This is a genomic window from Pseudoalteromonas sp. GW168-MNA-CIBAN-0100 (assembly GCF_040309225.1).
GTDB lineage: Bacteria > Pseudomonadota > Gammaproteobacteria > Enterobacterales > Alteromonadaceae > Pseudoalteromonas > Pseudoalteromonas arctica.
In genome coordinates this window covers 1-270 of the sequence record NZ_JBEOOL010000588.1, presented here as the reverse complement: position 1 = coordinate 270, position 270 = coordinate 1, and the positions used below count along the sequence as shown (strand labels likewise).

The window sequence follows — 270 nt, the reverse complement described above, 5'->3', positions numbered from 1 at the left end:
TGTAAGGCCCTTGACGCAAATTAAATTTAAGCTGATCTAACTGCTTAGCAAATAATGCTAACGGCAGCTCATAATCACTGGTTTGCGGATGCAAGGTAAGCGTTTCAGGAAATTGCTCTGCAGGGCTGTAATGTTTTATATCAGGGTGACCTAAAGCCGTTAGATATTCCTTTAACCAGCTGCTTTCAACCGCACCGATATGCCAGTCACCTTTTTTAAATAGCCATTGCTTGTTGAGCTCAATTGCCGCTACACAAGGCTCTTCTGCAC

General features: G+C 43.3%; 1 protein-coding gene. It reads right to left on the bottom strand.

The features are described from left to right. Positions 1-270, bottom strand: a 270-nt coding sequence (locus tag AAEY62_RS22560) for a type II secretion system protein GspL (RefSeq protein ID WP_350636649.1), incomplete at both ends; no start/stop codon positions are given.